The organism is Mycobacterium sp. FW102-FHT13B02 (assembly GCF_058790275.1).
The window spans coordinates 294,422-312,014 of the sequence record NZ_JBYTCM010000005.1; the positions used below are offsets into that span (position 1 = coordinate 294,422).

General features: G+C 63.3%; 17 protein-coding genes. 6 read left to right on the forward strand and 11 right to left on the reverse strand.

The window, feature by feature from the left end:
* Nucleotides 1–43 precede the first annotated feature (43 nt).
* Both AC3WTE_RS11655 and AC3WTE_RS11660 read left to right on the forward strand, forming a co-directional pair.
* Nucleotides 44–1,183, forward strand: a complete 1,140-nt coding sequence (locus AC3WTE_RS11655) for an Rv2629 family ribosome hibernation factor (protein WP_492437610.1) — start codon at nt 44–46, stop codon at nt 1,181–1,183.
* The gene (locus tag AC3WTE_RS11660; RefSeq protein ID WP_492437611.1) at nt 1,180–2,574 is read left to right on the forward strand and encodes a wax ester/triacylglycerol synthase family O-acyltransferase; all 1,395 of its coding nucleotides are present in this window, start codon (nt 1,180–1,182) and stop codon (nt 2,572–2,574) included. Before AC3WTE_RS11655 ends, AC3WTE_RS11660 begins: the two co-directional genes overlap by 4 nt.
* Nucleotides 2,575–2,615: 41 nt before the next feature.
* Here the strand turns inward: AC3WTE_RS11660 and AC3WTE_RS11665 are convergent, their stop codons facing one another.
* Together AC3WTE_RS11665 and AC3WTE_RS11670 are read right to left on the reverse strand one after the other, a co-directional pair.
* Complete coding sequence (locus tag AC3WTE_RS11665) at nt 2,616–2,810, reverse strand: Rv3202a family protein (RefSeq protein WP_492437612.1); 195 nt, start codon at nt 2,808–2,810, stop codon at nt 2,616–2,618.
* A 122-nt stretch (nt 2,811–2,932) separates the two neighbouring features.
* The gene (locus tag AC3WTE_RS11670; protein ID WP_492437732.1) at nt 2,933–4,585 is read right to left on the reverse strand and encodes a GAF domain-containing sensor histidine kinase; all 1,653 of its coding nucleotides are present in this window, start codon (nt 4,583–4,585) and stop codon (nt 2,933–2,935) included.
* A gap of 401 nt (nt 4,586–4,986) precedes the next feature.
* Between AC3WTE_RS11670 and AC3WTE_RS11675 the strand changes: the two genes are divergently transcribed.
* Nucleotides 4,987–5,358, forward strand: coding sequence for a SpoIIAA family protein (locus AC3WTE_RS11675; RefSeq protein ID WP_492437613.1), 372 nt, complete (start codon nt 4,987–4,989; stop codon nt 5,356–5,358).
* A gap of 6 nt (nt 5,359–5,364) precedes the next feature.
* On the opposite strand, the gene AC3WTE_RS11680 is transcribed toward AC3WTE_RS11675, so the two are convergent.
* Together AC3WTE_RS11680 and AC3WTE_RS11685 are read right to left on the reverse strand one after the other, a co-directional pair.
* Nucleotides 5,365–6,018, reverse strand: coding sequence for a BON domain-containing protein (locus tag AC3WTE_RS11680; RefSeq protein WP_492437614.1), 654 nt, complete (start codon nt 6,016–6,018; stop codon nt 5,365–5,367).
* A 152-nt stretch (nt 6,019–6,170) separates the two neighbouring features.
* Entirely contained in the window at nt 6,171–7,589 is a 1,419-nt protein-coding gene (locus tag AC3WTE_RS11685) for a wax ester/triacylglycerol synthase family O-acyltransferase (protein ID WP_492437615.1), read from the reverse strand.
* A 236-nt stretch (nt 7,590–7,825) separates the two neighbouring features.
* Here AC3WTE_RS11685 and AC3WTE_RS11690 point away from each other — a divergent pair, with 236 nt between their 5' ends.
* The gene (locus tag AC3WTE_RS11690) at nt 7,826–8,965 is read left to right on the forward strand and encodes an alpha/beta hydrolase family protein (protein ID WP_492437733.1); all 1,140 of its coding nucleotides are present in this window, start codon (nt 7,826–7,828) and stop codon (nt 8,963–8,965) included.
* An 85-nt stretch (nt 8,966–9,050) separates the two neighbouring features.
* Here the strand turns inward: AC3WTE_RS11690 and AC3WTE_RS11695 are convergent, their stop codons facing one another.
* Nucleotides 9,051–9,944, reverse strand: a complete 894-nt coding sequence (locus AC3WTE_RS11695; protein WP_492437616.1) for a universal stress protein — start codon at nt 9,942–9,944, stop codon at nt 9,051–9,053.
* A 281-nt stretch (nt 9,945–10,225) separates the two neighbouring features.
* Here AC3WTE_RS11695 and AC3WTE_RS11700 point away from each other — a divergent pair, with 281 nt between their 5' ends.
* Nucleotides 10,226–10,546, forward strand: a complete 321-nt coding sequence (locus AC3WTE_RS11700) for a hypothetical protein (RefSeq protein WP_492437617.1) — start codon at nt 10,226–10,228, stop codon at nt 10,544–10,546.
* 252 nt (nt 10,547–10,798) lie between these two features.
* Here AC3WTE_RS11700 and AC3WTE_RS11705 read toward each other — a convergent pair whose 3' ends face one another.
* From AC3WTE_RS11705 to AC3WTE_RS11725, 5 genes are all read right to left on the reverse strand, one after another.
* Nucleotides 10,799–11,197 carry a nitroreductase family deazaflavin-dependent oxidoreductase gene (locus AC3WTE_RS11705; RefSeq protein WP_492437618.1) on the reverse strand — a complete coding sequence of 133 codons (399 nt, stop codon included), beginning with the start codon at nt 11,195–11,197 and terminating at the stop codon, nt 10,799–10,801.
* Nucleotides 11,184–14,114, reverse strand: a complete 2,931-nt coding sequence (locus AC3WTE_RS11710) for an MMPL/RND family transporter (RefSeq protein WP_492437619.1) — start codon at nt 14,112–14,114, stop codon at nt 11,184–11,186. The genes AC3WTE_RS11705 and AC3WTE_RS11710 overlap by 14 nt, the downstream gene beginning before the upstream one ends.
* Entirely contained in the window at nt 14,111–14,542 is a 432-nt protein-coding gene (locus tag AC3WTE_RS11715; protein WP_492437620.1) for an MmpS family transport accessory protein, read from the reverse strand. Before AC3WTE_RS11715 ends, AC3WTE_RS11710 begins: the two co-directional genes overlap by 4 nt.
* Before the next feature lie 59 nt (nt 14,543–14,601).
* On the reverse strand, nt 14,602–15,000 hold the full coding sequence (locus AC3WTE_RS11720) for a hypothetical protein (protein ID WP_492437621.1): 399 nt from the start codon (nt 14,998–15,000) through the stop codon (nt 14,602–14,604).
* Nucleotides 15,001–15,120: 120 nt separating this feature from the next.
* Nucleotides 15,121–15,555 carry a pyridoxamine 5'-phosphate oxidase family protein gene (locus AC3WTE_RS11725; RefSeq protein WP_459365491.1) on the reverse strand — a complete coding sequence of 145 codons (435 nt, stop codon included), beginning with the start codon at nt 15,553–15,555 and terminating at the stop codon, nt 15,121–15,123.
* A gap of 186 nt (nt 15,556–15,741) precedes the next feature.
* Here AC3WTE_RS11725 and AC3WTE_RS11730 point away from each other — a divergent pair, with 186 nt between their 5' ends.
* Nucleotides 15,742–16,581: a universal stress protein gene (locus tag AC3WTE_RS11730; RefSeq protein WP_492437622.1), complete on the forward strand. Its 840-nt coding sequence runs from the start codon at nt 15,742–15,744 to the stop codon at nt 16,579–16,581.
* A 17-nt stretch (nt 16,582–16,598) separates the two neighbouring features.
* On the opposite strand, the gene AC3WTE_RS11735 is transcribed toward AC3WTE_RS11730, so the two are convergent.
* The gene (locus AC3WTE_RS11735) at nt 16,599–17,561 is read right to left on the reverse strand and encodes a 1-phosphofructokinase family hexose kinase (protein WP_492437623.1); all 963 of its coding nucleotides are present in this window, start codon (nt 17,559–17,561) and stop codon (nt 16,599–16,601) included.
* Between the last annotated feature and the right edge of the window lie 32 nt (nt 17,562–17,593).

The following is a 17,593-nucleotide window of genomic DNA, read 5'->3' on the forward strand; positions in this document are numbered from 1 at the left end:
AACACCAACTTCATGCGCGTCGCGCGCTCCGATGGGAGTTTTCGTGGACACCACACCGTTCCGTCCGCTGCTCGGCCACCACGGGCCGTTTGCCTCGATCTACTTCGATATCGCACTCAACGTGCCAGACGGACGGGAGCGTGTGGACGCGACGTGGCAGGACATCCGTCGTGATCTGCTCCACCAAGGCGCCGACAACACGATGATCGAGACTCTGGAACCCGCAGTGCGGCAACAATTATCGCTTGCCGGACCGCGCGGGCTGATTGCCAGCGCCGACGGAGTGCACATCGCCGCGGCCGCGGGCTATCCACGGTCTGGATTGCCGCTGACCCGGGTGTCTCAGCTGCCCTACGTGCTGCCGCTCATGAATGGAGACCTCTGGCACCCCAGCTACCTGTTCGTCGCGGTCGACCGGGAAGGTGCGGACCTGACCGCACACCATAACCACAGAATTCGTCGCGAAACGCTGCAAGGGGACGGGTACCCGGTGCACAAGGCGGCAACTGCCGGTTTAAATGGCTACGGCGACTTCCAGCACAGCGTGGAAGAGGCTGTCCGCATCAACGTCCGCGCTGTTGCCGCCCGAGTCACCGAGCTTGCCGACCAGATCGGCGCCGCGGTGGTTTTCGTGTCCGGACAGGCGCGCACCCGCGCCGAGTTGACAGCGGAACTACCCAAGCGACTGGCTACATCAGTGGTCACACTTCCCTGCGGGGCGTCGGGACAACGTCTGTCGGACCACGACGCTCAGGAGTTCATCGAAGAAGTGCTGCGCACCCGGAGGGCGACCGAGATGCACCACCTGACAGAAACTTTCACTCAACAGCGTGGCAACCAATCGGGGCGGGCAGTCGATGGGTTGAAGGCGGTGTGCGAGGGCTTACGAGACGGGAATGTGGAGACGCTGCTGATCGGCGAACTCGGCGCAACCGCCGTGCTGCTCGGCTCCGGCCCGACCACGGTCGCCACTGATGCCGACACTCTGTCGGAGCTGGGTCAAGCCCCCACGGCTGTTGTCCGCGCCGACGAAGCACTGCCGTTCGCGGCGATCGCGGGCCGATCCGCCATCGCGTACGTGCACCACGACCTGACGCTCGCCGACGGCGTCGGCGCGCTCCTCCGGCATCGCGCAATCGAATACGCGCCGGCAAACGGGCCGGCGGTGCAGGCGCGCGGATGAACGAACGGCTGACAGCGCTCGACGCCGGTTTCCTGCAGGCCGAAGATTCGGACTCGCATGCGAGTCTGGCTGTTGCGGTCCTGGCCATCATGGAGGGTCCCGCCCCAGAGTTTGCCGAACTTCAGGCGGCCGTCGAGGAACGGTCAGCCGAGGTTCCGCGCATGCGTCAGATGTTGCATTCGTTTCCGCTCGATATCAGTGCCCCGCAATGGGTGACCGCACGCAATTTCGATATTGCGCACCATGTTCGCAGGCACGCCGTAACGGCTCCGGGTGACGACGCCGCGGTCTATCGTGCTGTTGCGGAAGTGATGGAGCGCCGGCTCGACCGGTCTCGTCCATTGTGGGAGACGTGGGTGTTCGACGGTCTCGGCGACGGACGGTGGGCCCTGCTGGTCAAACTGCACCACTGCATCGCCGATGGCGTCTCGGCGGCGGCCATGCTCGCGGGCGTCTGCGACGACCAGCCGAGCCCTCGCGACGAAGTACCGAACACCACGTCACCCTCGAGCCGTCGTCCGCGCCGCGGCTTCAACCCGCTGGCGATCGGCAGTGATGCGTGGCGAATGCTGACATCGACTGCCCGGGGCGGCGTGCGCGTAGCCTTCGGCGCCGCTCAGATCGTCGGTGGCATGCTCACCACGCCCGCGCAGCAGCTCAACGGCCAACTCAGCGATCTGCGCCGTTTCAGCGCCGTTCAGGTCCCGCTCAGTGATGTCCAGTTGATCAGCAAACGCTTCGGTGTCACGGTGAATGACGTGGCACTCGCGGCCATCACCGACGGCTTCCGCTCGGCCATGTTGCGTCGCAACATGCAACCTTCAGCCGGACCGATCCGGACCTTGGTACCGGTTTCCGTCCGGCCCCCCGAACTGCTGCACGTGCCAGACAATCGGCTCTCGCTGTTGCTGCCTGACCTGCCGGTCGATCGTTCAGATCCGCTCGAACAACTTCGGCTGGTCCACCGGCGATTGTCGGCCGCAAAGCGCAGTGGCCAGCGTCAGGCTGGTTCATGGGGGGTCGCGGCAGCCAACCTGGTGCCGTTTCCGATCATGGCATCGGCGGTACGCCTACTCGGACGGCTGCCGCAACACGGTGTCGTAGCCGTGGCCACCAACGTCCCTGGACCGCGAAAGCGAATGCGCATGTTGGACCGGGAGATCATCGACCTCGTGCCGGTACCGCCCATCGCCGTCGGGATCCGCACGGGTATCGCGATCATGAGCTACGCCGACCACGTGACCTTCGGTGTCATCGGTGACTACGACGCCCAACTCGACGTCGATGAACTGGCCGGTGGGATCGAGCGCGGCATTGCTCGACTTGTCGATGTCGCATCCGCTGCGACACATACCCGGCGACTGGGGAACCTCACGTTGTTGAGCGGTTGAGTAGTCGTCGGTGATCGACAGTGCTAGCCGGCCATGGCGATTTACTCCTCCGACCGTCGATCGTCGTCAAATTCAGGAATTGCACGGTGCTGATCGAGCGTGTCCGCCAAGTCCGCATCCCATTGCTGGACAACGCCATTCACCCAAATTTCGTCGGCATCCGCCAGGGTATCTCCGACAGACTGCACCTGCTCGGCCAAGTCCGCGTCATCTCCGCGGGGAATGGATTCGGTCATGAGAAGCTCCAGTCTTTCTTACTGTTCAAGCACTAATTCATGCTGCGCAGATCCGGTGGATCGCCACAGGGTCATTGGTCACCTGCTGAACCACCGCTTGGCGACAATGCCATGCCGACTCGTCAGGATTCGAGATCGAGCGGGACGGTCCAGCAGACGTGAGTGCCGCCGGACGGCGGCGTCAGGAATTCGCACGTTCCGCCGAGTTGTTGAGCCCGACGACTCAAGTTCTCCAGACCGCTGCGTCGTTGATTGTCAGCAGGGATACCCCGGCCATTATCGAGGACTTTGACCATCAGCTCGTCGGCCGCAATGATCTCGACGGTAAGCGCGCTCGCCCCGGAGTGGCGCACCGCATTGCTGATTGCTTCTGCGACAACGGCATACGCATGGTCGGCAAGGTCGGTACTCACGACTGACAAGGGGCCTCGAAGACGCACGGTCGTGGTGAGGTCACAGTGTTGGGTCAGCTCGGCCACTGTGGCCTGAATGCGTTCCCGGAAGCTGGTAGCGCCGCCCGACGTCGACTGCAGATGGAAGATCGTCGTGCGAATCTCGGTGACGGTCGACTGCAGTTCGTCGATGGTGCGGGTGAGCCGCGCAATGATCTCCGGTGAACGGACCCGGGCGATTGTGCCCTGCAGATCCATTCCGGCGGCAAACAAGCGCTGGATGACGTGGTCATGCAGGTCGTGAGCGATGCGTTCACGGTCAGCGAGGATCGTGAACTCGCGGGCTCGTTCACTGGCTTCGGCCAGGGTAAGCGCCACTACTGCGTGATTGGCGAAGGCCACCACCCAGCTCAGGTCATCTGCCGTGAACCGAGGGCGGTCGTAATTCCGCGCCAACGCAAGAACTCCGGTCACCCTATCCGCGGAACGTAGCGGCACCGCCATCGTCGGGCGCTCGCCGTGGTCAGAGAAGGATGGAATGAGATGGGAGAAGGTCTCGGTGATCACCGGGGTTCCGGACCGGAACACCTCACCACATGTGGACCCGTCGATTGGCACCCGATAACCGATCGGCAGCTCGGCGCGATGCCCGCCGGCAGCCGCGACCACAACAAGCGTATCGACAGATTCGCCGGGCCGGTCGATGTCGTTCGGGATCAGCACGATGACCTGCTCCGCGTCGGCCAGTTCGCGGACACGCTCGGCGATCATCTGAAGTGGTGGCTCTCGCGAGGTCGCCGACAGCAGGATTGAGGTGATTTCCCGCCCGGCGTTGATCCAGCGCGCCGAAGCCCGCTGTCTTTCGAACAAGCGGGCGTTGTCGATAGCCACGCCGGCCGCCGCACCCAGCGCACGGATGGCGTTCTCATCGGATTCGGTGAACACGTGCCCAGCCCGATCGTCGGTGACGTACAGGCTGCCGTACACGTCACTTCGGATCACAATCGGCATGCCAAGAAATGCCCGCATCGGCGGATGGTGCTCGGGGAATCCGACCGCTGCCGGATGTTGGGTCAGATCGTCGACACGCAGCGGCTCGGCGCGATCGAGCAGCACTCCCAGCACGCCTTTCCCAACCGGGAGATGCCCGATACGGGCCTGCAACTCGGCGTCGATCCCTTTGAACAGGAACGCATCGAGCATGCCATCAGAGCCCCGCACGCCCAGCGCGCCATAGCGTGACCCGGTCAACTCGATCGCAGCATCGATGATCCTATGCAACGTCGTGTTCAAATCGAGATCACCACCGATGCCGACGATGACGCGCAGCAGCGACTCCATCTGGTCGCGTCCAGCCAAAAGCTCGTCGAGTTGTTCATGCATCTCGCCGAACAGCCCCCGCCGGCTCAGCCGCGAAAACACCGAACCGCTGCTGTCTTCGGTGTTGTTCACACTGCCCTACACCTCCGCACACGCTGTTGCGTATCCCCACCGTACGCCCATTTCAGGCGGCTGTCGCCGGCCCAGCCCCAGCTACTTACGCATCGGTCAAATATGCGACAGCGGACTTGCGTTTCCAGCGGCGCATCACAGCTTGTTCCTTCCTGAACTGCCGTTCGCCGATGTGTTGCCAGTCGCGGCGGCGCCGGCCAAGGTGATGGCCCCGGTGATCGCACTCGTCGACCTATGATTCGGCGGTCTCCCAGGAATAGAGGACTTTCGCCTGTTGCCGCGCGACAGACGAGGAGCCGATGATGAGGACCAGCGACGCCTTAGGAGCAGCCATGCTGGATCAGCATTGGAACACAGACCACTCGGTCCTTACCGTTCGACCTGATTCAGCCTTGAGTACAAGCGATTTCGCTGCGCTTGCCAGAGCTGTCGACCCAAAGATCGAGCAAGATGGTGATCTCGCCGGGCTTATCATCGATGCTCCACGGTTTCCAGGATGGGACAGCTACGGCGCGATGGTCAGTCACGTCCGGTTCGTGCATGATCATCATCGACACGTGAAGAAAATCGCGATCGTTACCGATTTGCCTGTCTCCGGGGTTACCCAGCATTTAGTCTCGCATTTCGTCTCAGCACAGATTCGCCAGTTCCCTGCGGGTCAGGTCGAGCGAGCCAACAAGTGGATTACCGATGGACGGCGATAGATTCAGCTACGAAACCTGCAGCAAGTCCTTGACGTTCTTGACCCCCGGAACTGCCCAAGCGGCATGACGCGCCGCCGCCGCGTCCGACTCAGACCTGACCGTGCCGCTCAGAGTGACAGTGCCGTCGCCGGTTTCGACGATGATGCTGTTGACTTCCTCGTTCACCGTCCGGGCCAATTCCATACGGATGCGCTCCCTGATATCGGCGATCTTCGGTGCGTCGTTCAGGTCAATGCTGTTACGCACACTTTTCACACCGCGAATGTTCTTGACGGCATTCACCGCGGTCGTGCGCTGGAAATGCCAGTCCACCTTGCCGTTCAACGTGACAATGCCGTCGCGAACAGTCGCATCAATGGTCTCGGGTAGCTCGCTGTGCGATCGCAACACAGTGGCAGCCGCCGCTGCGATGTCCGTGTCGTTTTGCACATGGGTGCCAAGCACCTCGACACGTAGGTCATCAGCCAGAGCGCGAACCCCAAGGACACGCCAAACCGCCTGGGCTGCTTCGTGTTTCTGCCAGCACGTGGGCACAGTGCCCGTCAACGTCACCACTCCGTCATCAGCGGTGACGGCGATGCAGGAGGACTCGATTGCCGGGTCAGCCTTCAGCTCTTCGAGAATGTCCTCGATGAGCGCTGTGTCGTCTTTCAAGTACATCGTGGCCCTTCCGCCTGATCATCATGTGTTGTCTATCTGCCTACCCCTGGTCACTCACCGGCTGCGACATGCATAAGACCTGACTCGAGATGACTTCAGTCCCGGCTGCGCAAGGACACCCGAGCCGGCGTCATCTCTTTGCCGACCAACGGCTAACGGCACCGGCGCACGAGCGCGGCCTCCAACTCTGTCAGCACATATTCGGTCAGAGGCACCACTGACTCGATATCGGGCATCACCCGCCGCCCAGATATATACCCGAACATCACCCGGTCGGCGTACGAGCACGTGGTCACGTTCAAGGCCTGACCGGTGATCGCCGCCGACACGGGATAGATCTCCTCGAGATGAGCGCCATTCCAGTACATCTCGGCCTTCGGCCCGGGGACATGCGAGATCGACAGGTTGTAACCGCTACGGCGCCGCGGTGAGAACGGCATCAATGGAGACAACACCGTGGGCCCGATACTCGGAGCGAGCAGAAGCGTCGTGACGTTGGCGCCTCGCCGCGCCACCTCGGCCTTCGCCCAGGCCATTGCGCGATGGATGTGCGCCAGACGATCGGCTTGATCCATGAGATGGGTTCCCAGCGAGCATAATTCGAGGCCGAACAGGTTTGCCCGGCGCTCGTCGGCCGAGCGTTCCTGGCCCTCGCGGGCCCGCACCGTGATCGGGCAGATCGCCACCAACGACTTGTCTGGGAGCTCGCCCAGAGCCGCGAGCCACTCACGCAAGACGCCGGCCACCACGGCGGTCAGCACGTCGTTGGCGGTCACCCCAGCGGCTTCGCAGATGGCCCCGATCCGAGATTTGGGCAGACTCACGCCGGCAAACGCCCGCTCCCGGCCAAGGCGGCCATTGAATCGTGTGTACGGGGCCCCGAATGGCAGTACAGTAAGCCCTGCGCCGATACTCGCCACCGCCGTTGATAGTTCGCCCATCGCAAGCTCGCGCACGAAGCCCAGGCCTGAGACGACACCGTGCAGCGCCTCATGTGCAATTGCCAGGGGATTCGGCAGCATGCTGTGGCTGCCACTCTCATCATCCGACGATCGTTGCACCGCATAGAACGGGGGCGCGTCCCGGCGTTCAGGATCGGTGCTCAGCGCTTGACCGATCATCTTCAATCCGGCGACGCCGTCGATCAGGGTGTGGTGCACCTTGATGTACAGGGCGAAGCGATCATCCTCCAGGCCGTCGATCAGATAGGCGATCCACATCGGTCGTGACCGGGCGAGCGGTTCGCTGTGCAGTTCGCTGACCAACTTCCACAACGCATCGCGGTCTGCGCCCGCAGGTAAGGTTCGGCGCTCCAGATGATCTCGCATGTCGACGCTGTCCTCGGTGCGCCACATCCAGAAGCCCGCGGTGTCGAGGCCGATGTGTGGATACCGGCGAAAACGCGGATCCATGTCAGCGGTGACAGCAAGGCCCTGTTGAAACAGCTCGTCGACGTATCCCGGCCCAGCCGCGGCCGGTGGCGCCAGAATCAGCAGTGCAGCCACGTGCAGCGGGTCGGAGAGCAACTCCGCCGTGAGCATCGCCGCGTCCAGCGGCTCCACCGGATTCATCAGGCCAGTCCTCCAACAGCTCGGTATCCGAGCTTCGCTACCAAGACAATAGCGTTGCCCCACCGTAATTTTCGTCGAAGTGGCAATTGTCAGCCACGGGCGGGACCTATTCCCCTAGGATGTGCCGCCCGCCGCGAATTACCGTTGGCGACATGGCAGCACCCGCACACGACGACGGGCCACGGGCGGTTCCCACCGGCCTGCCCTCGCGTGGCTCCACGGCGCTGGACCACTTCATCCGACCGTTCCGACGGACGGGCCGCTTCTACGCTCGATCGTGGCAGGACTATCTGGAGCGTCCGCGCGACGTGCTTCCGGTGGCGCGCCCCACGCTCGCACTGGCCGCACAAGCGTTCCGCGACGAAATTGTTCTCAGCGGCATTCGGATCCTTCAGCCACTCGGCAACCAAGAACAGTTCGAGCGAATCAACGGCGAAGTCCGCGCGGGCATTGAATTCTATGGCCGCCATGGATGTCTGGATGATCCCGAAGAGTTCTTCGAGGCTCCCCCGCCACTGACCGACATCACGGTTCAGCCGGTAGAGTCCTATGGCCGGTCCTTCGAACGCATCGTTTTCGACAGCGGATACGAACCGAAAGTCGGTGAGCCCGGCCGGCAGCGATGGCTCGGCTATGCCGCCAACAGCCGCGGCTATGCGTTGCTACTGCGCCACCAGGAGCCACGCCCGTGGCTGGTGTGTGTGCACGGCGCCATGATGGGCCGCGGCAGGCTCGACCTCGCGTTGTTCCGGGCGTGGCATCTGCATGAGCATCTCGGCCTGAATCTTGTCCTGCCCGTACTTCCGATGCACGGCCCGCGGGGGCGGGGTCTGCCCGCCGGCGCGGTGTTCCCCGGCCAGGATGTGCTGGACAATGTCCATGCCACGGCCCAGGCGGTGTGGGACGTACGCCGGTTGCTGTCCTGGATACGCGCGCAAGAGACCGAATCGCCGATTGGCATGAACAGCATTTCCCTCGGCGGCTACATCACTTCGCTTGTCGCCAGCCTTGAGGACGGCCTCACCTGCGCAATTCTCGGTGTCCCGGTCGCTGATATGACCGAACTACTCGGGCGCCATGCCGGGATGAAGCACGACGACCCGCGTCGTGAGACGGTGAACCTGGCGGCACCGCTGGGTCGGATGGTCTCGCCACTGTCATTGACCCCGCGCGTCCCCTTCCAAGGCCGCTTCATCTACGCGGGAGTCGCCGACCAACTCGTGCATCCGCGCGAGCAGGTTGTTCGCCTCTGGGAGCACTGGGGCCGGCCCGAGATCGTCTGGTATCAAGGCGGACACACGGGATTCTTCGAATCGCGCCCAGTGCAGCAGTTTGTCGATGCCGCACTCCTGCAGTCGGGCCTCATCAACTCGTAGCGCTCGAAACGTTGGCGCCTCGTGGGTACCGACTGATGGACCGCGAGGTTCTCGGCGCCTGGACCGCGAGGTTCTCGGCGCCGGTTCAGCGCTCCCGCGCCACGATGACGGGCACGCGGGCCGCATGAACCACGGCAGTGCTCACCGATCCGAGTAGCATCCTGGCGAACCCTCCCCGGCCATGGCTACCCACGACGATCAGTTGAGCCGACTCGGCCTCAGCGAGCAGATGGCGCGCGGGTTGATCCAAGACCACCACACGGCGCACCCGGACATCGGGATAGCGTTCCTGCCACCCAGCCAGTCGCTCGGCCAACTCTTCTTCGGTTCGCGGACGGACAATCGACCACTGCGTCGCGGGGAACTCCGACGAATCGGCGTCGCTCCAGGCGTGCAGGGCCACCAATTCGGCTCCGCGCCAAGAGGCTTCGTCAAAGGCGATAGCGGTGGCCAACTCCGAGGCCGGCGAGCCGTCGATGCCCACCACAACCGGCGCCTGCGGTCCGGCCGTAGCTTCGTCGTGGATGACGGCGACCGGGCAATGAGCGTGATGCACCAGCGCAGTGCTGATTGAACCCAACAAGACGCGCTGTAGTCGCCCTTGACCTCGGCAGCCCAGCACGACCATCTGGGAGTCACTACTCAGCTCGACCAGGGTAGGCACGCTCGGCGAGTAGAGCACTTCGCCGCGCACGTGAATATCGGCGGTGTCGCCGACCGTCTCCTTGGCGACACGTATGGCGTCGGCGATGACTCGCCGGCCCTCCGATTCCAGCTGTTGGAAGAAATCCTCCGGGAGCGGTGTCGACGTGATGCCCCAACCTCCCCACCCGCCCATGGGAGTCGGCAACACATGCACCACTGACAACACGACGTTTCGCAGGCCCGCCTCACGGGCCGCCCAGCGCACCGCTGCGTCTGACCCATCCGACCCGTCGACTCCGACCAGAATTCCTCGATCTGCTGACCCACTCGACATCTTGACCCTCGATTCGAACTCCGCCGGGAAATTCGCGCCGAGCCTGCGAAAGCGCGGCGCAGACACGACGTTAGGAGCCTGAGTGCAACCTCGTCACGGGGCCATTCGTCACCGGGACAGAGGCCGTCAGGCCCTGAAGCCTCGCATCCCCATATCCGTTGGCGTGCAGCTGCCTCAATAGACCATCGACCATGGCACCTGAGGACCTTTGGCGCTACGAGGCCAGCCCGAACCGCCCATAGCGTTGGACTGCGAATTTCACTCAAACGAAAGGTCCTGGCATGCCCGAAACCACGAAGTCGACATCCTCGTCGAGCACCGTCTCCTCATCGTCGTCGTCACCCGACTTGCTTGACGAGTTCCGCGAATCCGCCCGTCTGGGGCAGCACGCCGCAGCCGAAGCGTGGCGCCGGTTCAACAATGTGCTGGACGAGGCGATCCCAGAAGCCGTCCATCCGCTGCGGGCCAAGATCGTCGACGCGGCAATCAGCCTGGCGGACACTCTGGCCGCTGCGCAGTATCAGTTCCACCGCAATCTCATCCGCAGCACCGAGGGCGCACTGACGCGCGCGGACGGCGGCAAGAAGAAGGACGCCGACTGACCGGTCGAAGAGGACATTCTCCAATGATTCCCAACCGCTACCTCGAAGCCCTCAAGCGTCTACTCAGCGCTGAGGCCTATACCCGTTCGCATCACGGGACCAAGGAGCCGGAATCGAAACCCCCGGCGACGGAGACGAAGTCGACGTGACGACAGAGTCCCGGCCGGCCGGCCTGCCGCATCGAGCCACCACCCGGCAGCCTCCGGGACAGTTCCGGCTGGTGGCGGGCCGGCCGCCACGGGATCACCGGCCTCAGCGCGTTGCCGGGGATTCCTGGCTCATTTTGAGGTAATTCGCGATGCCGAACCTACCGAATTCCCGCTGACGGCGCGGTGAGAGCAGGCCGGCTGCAGTCGGCGCATCGATGATCACCGGTTCGGCGGCGATGAAGGATTTTCCGTGCACCCGGATGGCGGCACGGCCCGTGGCCTGAACATTGCGAAGCCAGTCGACATCCGTGCCGTAGGGCAGCGGGATGAGAAAACCGCCGCTCACCTTTTCGATGACAACCGGCGTCGCATATTTCTTCCCGGAGCGTCGTCCAGTGTGCTCGATCACCCCGGCGTACCAGTATTTTCGGCCTGCGGCCACAAGCATGAGCGGATTCAGTACATGCTTGTTGAACACCCGGACCTTGTCACGGACGGTCATCGGTGCTCCCTTCATCAGTTGACTTCCTGCGTAGCGCCGTTGCGGTATCTGCGGTCTCTCCGAGCAACAGCGCGCGCACCAGGCTTCGTGGCCCGAAGGGCCTCAGCATGTAACTTGCCGGGCGCGGCCGCACCCGCTGTGGCCACCAGAACCACCGTCCCAGCAGGGCCGCTATCGACGGCGTCATGAGCGAGCGGACGATCAGGGTGTCGAACAGCAGTCCGAGTCCGATCGTGCTACCGGCTTGGCCGATCGAGCGTAAATCGCTTGCGGCCATGGACATCATCGTGAACGCGAAGACCAGTCCGGCGGCCGTCACCACACCACCGGTCTCCCCCATCGACCGGATGATGCCGGTATTGATCCCGGCGCCGAGCTCCTCCTGGAACCGCGACGTGAGCAGCAGGTTGTAGTCAGACCCCACCGCCAGCAGGATGATCAGCCCGAAGACTGGTGCGATCCAATTCAGGTCCAGGCCCAGCAGGTGCTGCCACACCAACACCGACAGACCGAAAGCCGCTCCCAACGACAGCAAGACCGTGCCGACAATGACCAGTGAGGCCACCAGTGCCCTCGTGATGATCACCATCACGGCGAAAATCAGTGTCAGCGCGGCTATTCCGACGATCATCAAGTCGTAACGAGAGCCGGTTTGGATGTCGTTGTACACCGCCGCGGTGCCGGTGAGATAGAACCTGGCGTTGGCCAGGGGGGTGCCCTTCACGGCTTCGCGTGCGGCATTGAGCTCGGGCTTGACGGCCGAAATACCTTGCGGAGTCGCAGGGTCCACGTCGTGGGTGATGATGAATCGTGCGGCTTTACCGTCCGGTGACATGAACAGTTTCAGGCCACGCTGGAAGTCGGGGTTGTCGAAAGCTTCGGGCGGCAGGTAGAAGTAGTCGTCAGCCTTCGAAGAGTCGAATGCCTGGCCCATCGCGCTCGCGGTATCGGTCATCCGTGACATTTGTGTGACCAATCCCGCGAAGCTGCTGTGCAGAGTCAACAAGGTTCCCTGCATGGACTTCGCCACCGCGATGATCGGTGGGAACTCAGCGAGCAAACCCGGCAGCACACCATCGATGTTGTTCAGATCGCCGAGCACAGCGTTCATGTTGTCGCTGAACGTGTCCACGTCATCAATTGCTTCGAATACCGACCTCGTCGCCCAGCAGACGGGAATGTCGTAACAGTGCGGCTCCCAGTACAGATAGTTCCGCAGTGGTCGCACGAAATCGTCGAAATCGGCCAAATGGTCCCGCATTTCGTCGAGCGTCACCTTCATCTCGGCCATGTCCCCGACCATCCGATGCGTTGACTTGCTCATCTGCCCCAGCAAGCCGTGAATCCGTTGCATCGAGCCGATCATCAAGCCGAGATCGTCGCTCATCTTGAGCATGTCGGCCATCCGGTCCTTCATGAAGCGCAGATTCTCCTGGATTGGCAGCGCCTGCATGCTGACCTGGAACGGAATTGACGTGTGTTCGATCGGGTTTCCCAGCGGCCTTGTGATGCCCTGTATTCGCGCTATGCCCGAAGTGCGGAAGATGTCCTTCGCGACCCGATCCAGGATGATCATGTCGCTTGAATTCCGCATGTCGTGATCGGTCTCGACCATGAGGATGTCGGGATTGAGCCGGGCTGCGCTGAAATGGCTTTCCGCCGCGGCATAACCGACGTTGGACGGCAGACTCGACGGGATGTAGTACCGATCGTTGTAGCTGATTGCCATGGTAGGCACTACGAGCAGGCCCATCACGGCGATCAGCAGCGACGCCACGAACATCGGCCCCGGCCACCGGACGGTAGCTGTACCGACCCGTCGCCATCCCCGTGTCTTGATCATCCGTTTGGGATCCAGTAGGCCGAACCGGGTGGCCACCGCCACGATGGCCGGCGCTGCGGTGAGCGCGCCGGCGATGACGATCAACAAGCCGAGCGCGGAGGGAATCCCCAGAGCCTTGAAGTAGGACAACCGCGCGAAATGCAGACAGAAGGAAGCCCCCGCGATGGTCAACCCGGACCCCAGGATCACGTGGTAGGTTCCGCGAAACATGCTGTAGTAAGCCGCTTCCCGGTCCTCGCCGGCCTGACGTGCCTCTTGATAGCGGCCGATGAGGAAGATCGCATAATCCGTGCCCGCCGCGATGGCCAGCGACGACAGCATGGCAACGACAAAGGTCGAGAATGCCAGCAGCCCGTAGTTGCCGAGCATCGCGACAACGCCTCTGGCCGTGCCCATCTCGAAACCGACCATGACAAGAACCAGGAGCACCGTGCTCACCGACCTATAGACGATGAACAGCATGATCATGATGACCAGTCCGGTCACACCCATCATCTTGAACATGCTCTTGTCGGCAGCCTCGTTCATGTCGGTGGTCAGCGCCGCCGGCCCCGTGACATATACCTTGATCCCGTCGGGAGCCCGTGAACCCGCGACGATCTTGCGGACGGCATCGACGGACTGGTTTCCCAGCGTGCTGCCTTGGTCGCCCGCGACGTTGAGTTGAACGTAAGCGGCCTTACCGTCGCCGCTTTGGGAGCCGGCGGCGGTGATGCGGTCGCCCCACAGGTTCTGGATATGCTGCACGTGCTTGACGTCGGCGGCGAGCTTTTGGAGCAGAGCGTCGTAGTAGACGTGCGCCTCGTCGCCGAGCCCCTTGTCGGACTCCAGGACGATCATCACCATGCTGTCTGAATCAGACTCCTGAAACTTGGCGCCGATTCGCTTCGCCGCGATCATCGCCGGTGCATCCTGCGGCGACATCGTCACCGCGTGGGTTCGGGCGACCGACTCTATGGGCGGCACGAGAATATTCACCGCGACGGTCAGGAGCAGCCACACCAGAATGATGGGCACGGCCAGGGTACGGATCAGCCGCATGAACAATGGCTGGGCATCGCCGTCGGCGTTCATGCGGCTTTCACCAAGCAGAAAGCCTGCGCATGGTGCCCGCTGGATGATTGTTCGTCCCGCAGCTCGCCGTTCACGAAGATGCGGCACCCGATGGTGTCGCTGTCACCCTGGGCCACAATGTTCGCGATGACAGTCGGAATTGTGGTCGTGAGTGTGGAGGTCCAGGGCAGGCTCGTGAAGTCCGCTTCTTCGGGTGCGGCATTCATGTTCAGGAAGCTGACGTGGCCTGTGGTGTCACCCGGTCCGAATACCTCGTAGGTCACCCGCTTGGGATTGAACGACACGATGGCATCAGCACTACTCGCGGTCGACGAAAAGAGCTTGTCAGAACCGAAAACACCTCGTAGCCGGACGACGGCGACGCCACCCAGGCCTACCGCCACCACGACAACGATCGGAATCCACGTCCGTTTGAGAAATGCCAGCATTGCCCACCCCCATCACCCGCGTCGGTGCCGGCCTGTCGGAGAGGAGCTCATGCCGGCCGCTAGGGGCGCGGACTCGGTGTGGTGGGCGCGCTGGGCCGCTGCTGTCCAGGTTCCATCATTCCGGGCATCATGCCGCCCGGTCCCGTCGACCCGGGCCCCATCATGCCGGGCCCCATCATGCCGGGCCCCATCATCCCGCCAGACCCCATCATCGGCCCGGGCCCCATAGGGCAATTCGGCCCTTGCTGCGATTGATAATGCCGGTAGCCGCCGTGCCAGTACCCACCACCGCTGTAGGTTCCGGCGCAGAAGCCGCTGAAGAAGATCAGGGCAACGATGAAAACGATGCCCGCGACAATGCCTACCCAGGCGGCAACCTGGGTCAGCCGACTGGGTGGCCCTGACTGGGATGTGGTGACGACGACTGTGTCAGTGGCTGATTCAGCGGTTTCGCTCATGGTCTTCGTCTTCCTTGGTGTGTACTGCCGCGCGGCGGCTCGTAGTTGTCAGTGTCGGCGCCGACGCGCCGGTCGGTAAGGGCCATTGGACCCAGATGACCGGAAAGGCGCGGCAGGCGGCTAGGTAGCCGTGGATTCCACGTCGGGCTCGGGGCCGAACGAGAATCGGCGCCCGGTGAGTTTGAGCGGGCGGATTCGTACGTAGTGCTGCTTCACGGTCGCGGTCCATGGGATGAGCTGAGCGTGATCCGCCTCGTCGATTTCTTCATCGGTACGTAGCGTCTGGGCCATTCCCTTGATGATCACGCTCCAGCCTTCGGCAGCATCGTGGTCGTCGGCTTCGAACAGCACGTTCTTGTTGATGGCAGCGCTGACGAGCTTGGTGCCCTCCGCGGTGCGGAACAGCACGCTGCGGCCTTGCACGACGAAGTTGACCGGGAATATCTCCACCAGGCCGTCGACGACCGTAACGAGCCGTCCCAGCGCGACACTGCGCAGAAGATTCCAGCATTCACTCTCCGACAAGATGGAGATCGGTTGCGTTAGTTGGGACATGCCCGTGACGTTACGGAGCGCTGCGTGCAACGACTGTGGCCGAAAGTCATCCAATCGGCGTGCCAATGGCCTTTGGGCCGGCCCGAGTCATTGGCGACGGACGGATGCCTTTGGTCTCTATCGTCGGTCGGCGACCCAGCCGACACTTGAGGCCAAAGCGCCGGCGTGACACGAAGTGAGGTTGGCATGACGAACTCGCGTGCCGGCCGGCCCGTCGTCGTCGGCATCGACGGTTCCGATGCGGCCATCAGCGCGGCGCTGTGGGCCATCGACGAAGCGGTGGTCCGAGGTGTTCCGTTACGGCTGGCGGCCGCGCTCTCTCCGGCACACCCCGAACGATCGAAAGGAACTGCAGAGGCAGCGGCGGCACCCGTCGATGCGGCGTTGCGGGCCGCAGCGGACGCCGTTGCGGCCACTGGCAAGCCTGTGCAGCTCGAAACTGTCCAAAGACACACCGCCCCAACCAGTCTGCTCATCGACGAGTCACGAGCTGCCGCTCTCCTGTGCGTGGGTTCGGTGGGCATAGACCGGATCGCTGCCAAAGTCTTGGGGTCGACGGCCGAGGCTGTCACGAACCGCGCTCAATGTCCGGTCGCCATCATCCGTTCGCATAGCGGCACGTCTGACCACTGCGACCGGTCGCCCGCGGATCCGGGATGGATTGCCCTGGCCTTCAACACTGCCGGCGACGAAGACGAACTTGCGGCGGTCGCATTCGGCGAGGCCGCGCTACGCAACACCGGGGTGATCGCGGTCCTCGCCCCGTGGTCGGCGCAGACAGCCGAACGCGATTCACTTTTCGACCGAACCGTCGCAACCTGGTCGGCCCGCTACCCGGATGTCCCGGTGCAGAGCTGGATGGCCGCCCGGTCTCTCGACGAATTCATCGCCAGCAGTGAGGTTCCCATCCAGCTGGTGGTGATCGGACCGCCCGACATCCACGAGATCCCACGGCTCGTCGGGCACGCGCGCGGCCTGTCGCATTTCGCGCAAGCCGAATGCTCGGTCATCGTCGTGCGACATTAGGCAGGAGTCGTACGCCACTAGGCAGGCAACGACGACGGCTCGCGAACCAGTTCGAAGAGGTGATCCACCGTGCTGCGGTGGCACGCCGCCGCTCCCGGCGTTGTCAACATGGCTGCGCCCGCGGCAACCCCATACCGAACCGCCTTGCTCAATGGCCAGCGGCGACTCAATCCAACGGCGATTGCGGCCACCATGGCGTCGCCGGCTCCGATGCCGCTCACCGCGTGTACCGGAACACTCCAAAACCGTTGCTGTTGGTCATTTGTCACCAACAACGCACCGTCAGCGCCCAGCGACACGACGACAGCTCGCGCAACCCCGCGCTCGATGAGTTCGCGAGCCGCTTCGGCTTGGTCTGCCTCTGTCGCGAGGGCACGGCCGACGCACTCCCGAAGCTCGCGCAGGCTTGGTTTGAGCAGCGAGACCCCGGCGGCGATGTGAGTCAAGCCCTGCCCAGAGGTATCCAGGATGAAAGGCACACCGAGTTCACCGCAGATGTCAGCGACACGTTGGTACAGATCAGGCGGCACGCCGGGTGGAAGGCTTCCGCTGGCGACGACATACGAGGCACCGTGCGCCGCGTCCCTCAACTGGTCCAGGCATTCAGCCTGCTCGGCCGCCGCGAGCGTAGGCCCGGCCAATACGAATCGATACTGCTTGCCGGTTGTGTCCTCGTTGACCGTGAAGCTTTCGCGCGTCGAGTCGGTGATCGGAATCCGGCGAAACGGCACACCGGACTCGACCATCAGTTGGGACACCAGCCCGCCGGTCGGACCGCCTGCGGGAAACACCGCAGACACGGAAGCGCCGAGTTCATCCGCTACTCGCGCGACGTTGATGCCACCGCCGCCGGCGTCGTAACGAACACCGGCACAACGAATCTTTTCGGTGGGACGCACCACATCGGCTGCCGTGGTGATATCCAGGGCCGGATTCATCGTGAGCGTGACGATCGTCGGCCGGCGGGGCAGTGTGGACACGTCAAATCCCCCGCAGGTCGACTCGGTTGCGG